Genomic DNA, 5,724 nt, shown 5'->3' with positions numbered 1-5,724 from the left:
GTATGGACCCGACCCTACAGCGAGAACCGCGAAGTGTTTCAATTTCGTATCATAATATAACAACAATGATAACTTTTTAATGAAAATAAACTATATATAAATCAATGTATTGTGTCTTTTTGACTACATTGCAAAGAACAGAAAGATGAAATAACAACGACAAAGATGATTGCCATTAATTCTTTATGGACAGCGTCATATACTGCCTGGCGCCACCACGCGAAAACAGCATGAGTCTGAACGCGTCAACGGCACCAGGGAATGCCGGTGGTAGATGTAGATGGGAATAAATGTCAGCTTGTTGGTGAGCTGACATTTATTTTTCGTGTTGAGTAAAATTCCACCCTCGTTTTGACAAAGCCATAATTTGCGGTAGAGAGTCCCATGTTTCAGAAAGATATTGAAAATGCTGTAGTGCTTGTTGGTGATGAAATGAAAAAGTCAGATAATGCCTGGCTGTCCTTACGCAAAAAACGCCAGCGTATTGATCTGAAGAGTGATGGAAATATCTTGTTTCTGGAGAAAGGGGCCGTCTCTGTTCATCGTGTGGAAAATGATTTAGTGATGGTAAGTATATCTGCACCGGCCATCCTCGGCTTGCCCCAAATGCGTACGGAAGTTGCCGGACACTATTTACGTTGTGATACCGATTGTGAAATGTGGGCGATGAGTGCACCCAATGCCGAACTTTTGTTCACTGCGAAGAATCTTTGGAAACATGCATTTGATATTTTAACGCTACATCTGCAACGCTATTTTCAGCGAGAAAAATTGCAATCGCATCGCACTATCCGTGAATTGATTATTGAACACCTGAAGTATATTTGGTCGATGGAGCCTGAGATGCGTGAAAACACATCTGTGTATACATTCATTCTCGCTCGAAATCATATCTCACGCAGTGCTATCCACAAAGTATTGCAGGAGTTAGTGAGTGACGGAAAAATAATTATGAAGCGAGGGAAACTCTCTTTTTTTGCATCTTAAAGTTAACATTAAAAGCATCTGACGTGTTTTTTTTGCACTCAGCTGGAATGATAATGAAAAAACTGAGTTTGTGATTTTTGTTAATTATCAGTATGTTGGTTTTTGTCTTTTTCTTCACCGCTGATGCCAGCTACGCGGAATGTCCATTTTTATCTATAAATTAGTATTTATTTATTAATTTGATATGAATATGATGTTCCCTCCAATAATAACAAAAGTCATATCGCCAATGACCAACGGCAGGCCGGAAAACCTTGAGGCACAGCATAGCCGACTGTTTGGCAACCCTACTACCGATACAACGGATGTTCGCGCTGCACTGCAAAACGCGTTGGATCACAATACCTTTGTCCTGCTGGCCCAGTCTATCGTCAGTACTCGTGGTGATGAATCCTATCATGAGATATTGATCCGCATGCTCAATGAGCACGGGGAGTTTATTTCCCCTGACCATTTTCTGTCGGTTGCACGCGACACAGGGTTAGCACCCGATATCGATCTTTGGGTTATTGAGAACACCCTGAAGTACATGCGCTACCATCCGCTGAGTTGTTTTTCCATTAACCTGGCGCCAGTGACGCTATGTCGTTCAGGTATCGTTGCAAAGATAACTGCGTTGTTGCAGGAATATGTGGTGATACCGCAACGGATTATTTTTGAGATAACCGAGGCTGATACCCTGTCAGATAAAGAACACACGGCAGATACACTACGCTTACTACGTCAATTGGGATGCCGAATCGCGATTGATGACTTCGGTGCCGGGTTTGCAAGCTATGAACGCCTGATGAACATTGAAGCAGATATTTTGAAGATTGATGGGTCTTTCGTTCGTAGGATTATAAAATGTGAGGTTAGTCGCTATATCATCGAATCTTTCTGCCGGGTTGCGGCAATGAAAGGTATGCAGGTTGTCGCCGAGTTTGTTGAAAGTGCCGAAATCCAGATGCACCTGGAACACATGAATGTCGGGTGGTTACAGGGATACCACATTGGCAAGCCACAACCGTTGTTTACGTTAGAGTAATCTATAATCCGTTTATTTAAACGTATCATCACGATGCTGTAATCTGCCGATAATATAACCTCCTGGCGGAGGCTATATTAATATCAAGAACATTAGCTGACCAATAATTTACGGATCCTGTAGCTGAAGCTGATTCTCTAAACGCCTATCGCGCAGGGTTGCATAAATAAAGGTAATCACAAACAGCAGGGAAAATAGTACGACGATGGTGGGAGCCGGCGCGCTGTCGATGAAAAATGACAGGTACACGCCCATAAATGAGGTAATGACCGACATCGCCACCGCCAGCCATAAGGCGTGGGAAAATTTCCGCGTCATTAAAATCGCGATGGCGCCAGGTGCAATCAGTAATGAAATTGACAAAATAATCCCTACCGATTTTAGCGTGGCGACAATCGTCAGGGCGATCATGCACAACAGGCCGTAATGCAGCAGTGCGGTGTTAAGCCCACTGGCCTTTGCCTGATGTGGGTCGAACGCATGCAGTAGCAAATCTTTCCATTTAAGTCCGATGATAAGCGCGATCCCCAGAGTAATAACCGCGGTTTGCATGATATCGCTTAACGATACGCCCAGCATGTCGCCGAACAGAATATGATCGAGATGGACTTCTGACTGGATAGAGACGTACAGCACCAGACCCGCACCAAACATCCCGGAGAAAACAATACCCATGATGGTGTCGCGCTTGATGCGGCTGTTATCGTCGAGGTATCCGGTCGCCACCGCGCAGAACAGACCGGCGATAAACGCGCCAATTGCCAGCGGGATGCCCGCAATCCACGCCAGTACAATCCCTGGGAAAACCGCATGACTCATGGCATCGCCCATCAACGCCCAGCCTTTGAGTACTAAAAATACCGACAGCAGCGCGCAAGGCACAGCGACGATGGTAGAGATGACCAGCGCATTAACCATAAAGCTAAACTGAAAAGGTTCCAGCAGCGTTGTTAAGATCATACTTGCTCCTTGTTCACCAGACGGGCGCGGCGGCGATTCGCCAGCAGACCGTGTTTTGGTGCGAAGACAAATGCCAGCAGGAACAGCAGCGTTTGCAGAACGACGATAATTCCGCCGGTTGCCCCGTCCAGCCAGTAGCTTAGCCAGGCGCCGAAAAAGCTGGTCAGGCTGCCGAGCGCCACGGCGATGGTGAGCAGGCGAGGAAAACGATCGGTCAGCAGCCAGGCCGTTGCACCGGGCGTAACCACCAGGCAAATCACCAGAAAGGCGCCGACGGTTTGCAGTGCGGCGATCGTGGAAACGGAGAGCAACGTAAAAAACAACAGTTTCAGCCGACCCGGATTCAGACCGATAGACCGCGCGTGGTTTTCATCAAAAAAGACCACCATCAGATCTTTCCACTTCAAAAACAGAATGGTCAGCGAAACCACGCCGATGATCGCCAGTTGCAGAATATCTTCCGGCGCAATCGCCAGGATGTTACCCAGAATAATGGTCTGGATGTTCACCGACATCGGATTAAGCGACACCATAAACAGCCCGATACCGAAAAAGGACGAAAAAATCAGCCCGATAATGGCATCTTCCTTCAGGCGTGAACGCTGATTGAGAAACAGCATGCTGCCCGCCGCCAGTCCACCGGAAAGAAATGCGCCCAGCGCAAAGGGAAGCCCTAACATATAGGCTCCGGCCACGCCTGGAACGATCGAGTGCGACAGCGCATCGCCAATCAGCGACCACCCTTTGAGCATCAGATAGCAGGAGAGAAATGCGCACAGGCCGCCGACCATCGCCGAAACCCACATGGCGTTGAGCATGTACTGGTAGCCAAACGGCTCCGTTAGCCAGTTCATGATTACTCCCCCTCGCTTGCCGCGCGTCGCGAAATAAACGGACGTTCATCATCGGTAATCACGTGTTGTTCACCGCCGCTTAGCGCGACGTGACGCAGAACGCCGCTGAATGCCAGTTCGAGATTCTCGTGGGTAAAGGTGGTTTCGGTTGGCCCACTTGCCAGCACCGTGCCCTTAATCATCACCGTGTAATCGCAAAATTCGGTGACGGATCCCAGATTATGGGTAGAGACCAGCATAGTCCGGCCTTCATCACGCAGTTCACGCAGCAGATCGATGATCCGGGCCTCGGTTTTCACATCCACGCCGGTGAAGGGTTCATCCAGTAAAATAACCTGCCCGTCCTGTGCGATGGCTCTTGCCAGAAAAACGCGTTTTTTCTGCCCGCCGGACAGTTCACCTATCTGGCGATGGCGATAGTCCAGCATATCTACCCGCGCCAGCGCCGCATCCACGCAGTCGTGGTCGATTTGTTTTGGTCGACGCAGCCACCCCATATGGCCAAAGCGGCCCATCATCACTACATCTTCCACCAGTACCGGAAACGACCAGTCCACCTCTTCTGACTGGGGGACATAGGCGATCAGATTTTGTTTGAGCGCCTTATTAACCGGTTGTTGCAGAATCGATATTTCCCCTTTCGCCAACCGGACAAAACCCATCAGCGCTTTAAAAAGCGTTGATTTTCCCGAACCGTTTACGCCGACCAGAGCGGCAATTGAGCCGCCCGGAACCTGAAAAGTGGCATCCCGCAGCGCGGTGTGGCCGTTGCGATACGTCACCGTAACCTGATTCACGGTAATCGCAGATTGACTCATTTTTGGCTCCTTAACCCGTCGTTGATGCCGCTGAGGATGGTTTCTGTCGTCACGCGTAGTAAATCCAGATAGGTCGGTACCGGACCATCGGCAGCGCTGAGCGAATCGACATACAGCACGCCGCCGTAATACGCGCCAGACTCGCGGGCGACCTGACGCGCAGGTTTGTCGGACACGGTGCTTTCGCTAAATACGGTAGGGATTTGATGTTTTCTGATCGCATCGATCACTTTGCGTACCTGCTTGGGCGTGCCTTGCTGATCGGCATTGATCGGCCACAGATACAGCTCTTTCAGGCCGTTATCACGCGCGAGGTAAGAGAATGCGCCTTCGCTGGTGACCAGCCAGCGTTTATCAGCAGGGAGCTTCGCCAGTTCTGCATGCAGTGGCGCCAGAGTCTGCTGGATTTTCGCTTTATAATTCTCCGCATTTTTCTGGTAGGTTGCGGCATGGTCGGGATCGTATTTCATCAGCGCATCGCGAATGTTATCCACGTAGATAAGCGCGTTCTCCGCTGACATCCAGGCATGCGGATTCGGTTTGCCGTTGTACGGCCCTTCGCTGATACCCATTGGCTGCACGCCATTTGAGACCATGACCTCCGGTACGCCGGACAAATTTTGGTAGAAGCGGGCAAACCATAGTTCGAGATTAAGGCCGTTGGAGAGAATAAGCTGTGCGCCTTGCGCCCGTTTAATATCCCCCGGTGTGGGTTGATATTCGTGAATTTCTGCCCCGGGTTTGGTGATGGAACTGACGTCCGCCGCGTCACCTGCCACGTTGCTTGCCATATCGGCAATCACCGTAAAGGTGGTTATCACTTTGAACTTTTCTTTCGCCCAGGCAGGTGACAGCGTAAGCGCCGTTAACACGCTGGCAAGGAGAAATGACTTCAGATGGGGCAGATGCGGCATAGTATCCCTCACAACAAAGTGGTTAATTTATCATCGAATATAGCCTTTGCTATGTTATATAGCACATGGCATAAACAAATGAAAATAATTCTTATTTGCGTAGGGTGCTAAGGAATGTATCACCGCCAGGTAATAGTCCTGCGCTTAGTTAAGGTGTATTATTT

At 49.1% G+C, this 5,724-nt stretch carries 6 protein-coding genes; 2 read left to right on the top strand and 4 right to left on the bottom strand.

Translation table 11 applies throughout. From position 1 onward, the window contains the following. Positions 1-384: 384 nt before the first annotated feature. On the top strand, positions 385-987 hold the full coding sequence (locus tag KQJ19_RS22075; protein ID WP_049282627.1) for a helix-turn-helix domain-containing protein: 603 nt from the start codon (positions 385-387) through the stop codon (positions 985-987). A 184-nt stretch (positions 988-1,171) separates the two neighbouring features. Continuing rightward, positions 1,172-2,014: an EAL domain-containing protein gene (locus KQJ19_RS22070; protein ID WP_253296399.1), complete on the top strand. Its 843-nt coding sequence runs from the start codon at positions 1,172-1,174 to the stop codon at positions 2,012-2,014. A 108-nt stretch (positions 2,015-2,122) separates the two neighbouring features. On the opposite strand, the gene sitD is transcribed toward KQJ19_RS22070, so the two are convergent. The 4 genes from sitD to KQJ19_RS22050 are packed head-to-tail and all read right to left on the bottom strand — an operon-like array spanning position 2,123 to position 5,560. After that, positions 2,123-2,974 carry an iron/manganese ABC transporter permease subunit SitD gene (sitD, locus tag KQJ19_RS22065; RefSeq protein WP_016154200.1) on the bottom strand — a complete coding sequence of 284 codons (852 nt, stop codon included), beginning with the start codon at positions 2,972-2,974 and terminating at the stop codon, positions 2,123-2,125. Beyond that, the gene (sitC, locus tag KQJ19_RS22060; protein WP_016154199.1) at positions 2,971-3,828 is read right to left on the bottom strand and encodes an iron/manganese ABC transporter permease subunit SitC; all 858 of its coding nucleotides are present in this window, start codon (positions 3,826-3,828) and stop codon (positions 2,971-2,973) included. The genes sitD and sitC overlap by 4 nt, the downstream gene beginning before the upstream one ends. 2 nt (positions 3,829-3,830) lie before the next feature. Beyond that, positions 3,831-4,646: an iron/manganese ABC transporter ATP-binding protein SitB gene (gene sitB / locus KQJ19_RS22055; RefSeq protein ID WP_019077551.1), complete on the bottom strand. Its 816-nt coding sequence runs from the start codon at positions 4,644-4,646 to the stop codon at positions 3,831-3,833. Beyond that, a complete protein-coding gene (locus KQJ19_RS22050; RefSeq protein ID WP_200051908.1) occupies positions 4,643-5,560 on the bottom strand; it encodes a metal ABC transporter substrate-binding protein in 918 nt (305 codons plus the stop codon). Before KQJ19_RS22050 ends, sitB begins: the two co-directional genes overlap by 4 nt. Positions 5,561-5,724: the final 164 nt, after the last annotated feature.

It is taken from the genome of Citrobacter sp. S46_ASV_140 (genome assembly GCF_018919545.1).
Lineage (GTDB): Bacteria > Pseudomonadota > Gammaproteobacteria > Enterobacterales > Enterobacteriaceae > Citrobacter > Citrobacter braakii.
This window is presented reverse-complemented; position numbering and strand designations above follow the sequence as displayed.

Excerpts from the sequence above, each read along its gene's own strand:
- KQJ19_RS22075 (WP_049282627.1), top strand. The coding sequence starts at position 385 with ATGTTTCAGAAAGATATTGAAAATGCTGTAGTGCTTGTTGGTGATGAA.
- KQJ19_RS22070 (WP_253296399.1), top strand. The coding sequence starts at position 1,172 with ATGAATATGATGTTCCCTCCAATAATAACAAAAGTCATATCGCCAATG.
- sitD (WP_016154200.1), bottom strand. The coding sequence starts at position 2,974 with ATGATCTTAACAACGCTGCTGGAACCTTTTCAGTTTAGCTTTATGGTT.
- sitC (WP_016154199.1), bottom strand. The coding sequence starts at position 3,828 with ATGAACTGGCTAACGGAGCCGTTTGGCTACCAGTACATGCTCAACGCC.
- sitB (WP_019077551.1), bottom strand. The coding sequence starts at position 4,646 with ATGAGTCAATCTGCGATTACCGTGAATCAGGTTACGGTGACGTATCGC.
- KQJ19_RS22050 (WP_200051908.1), bottom strand. The coding sequence starts at position 5,560 with ATGCCGCATCTGCCCCATCTGAAGTCATTTCTCCTTGCCAGCGTGTTA.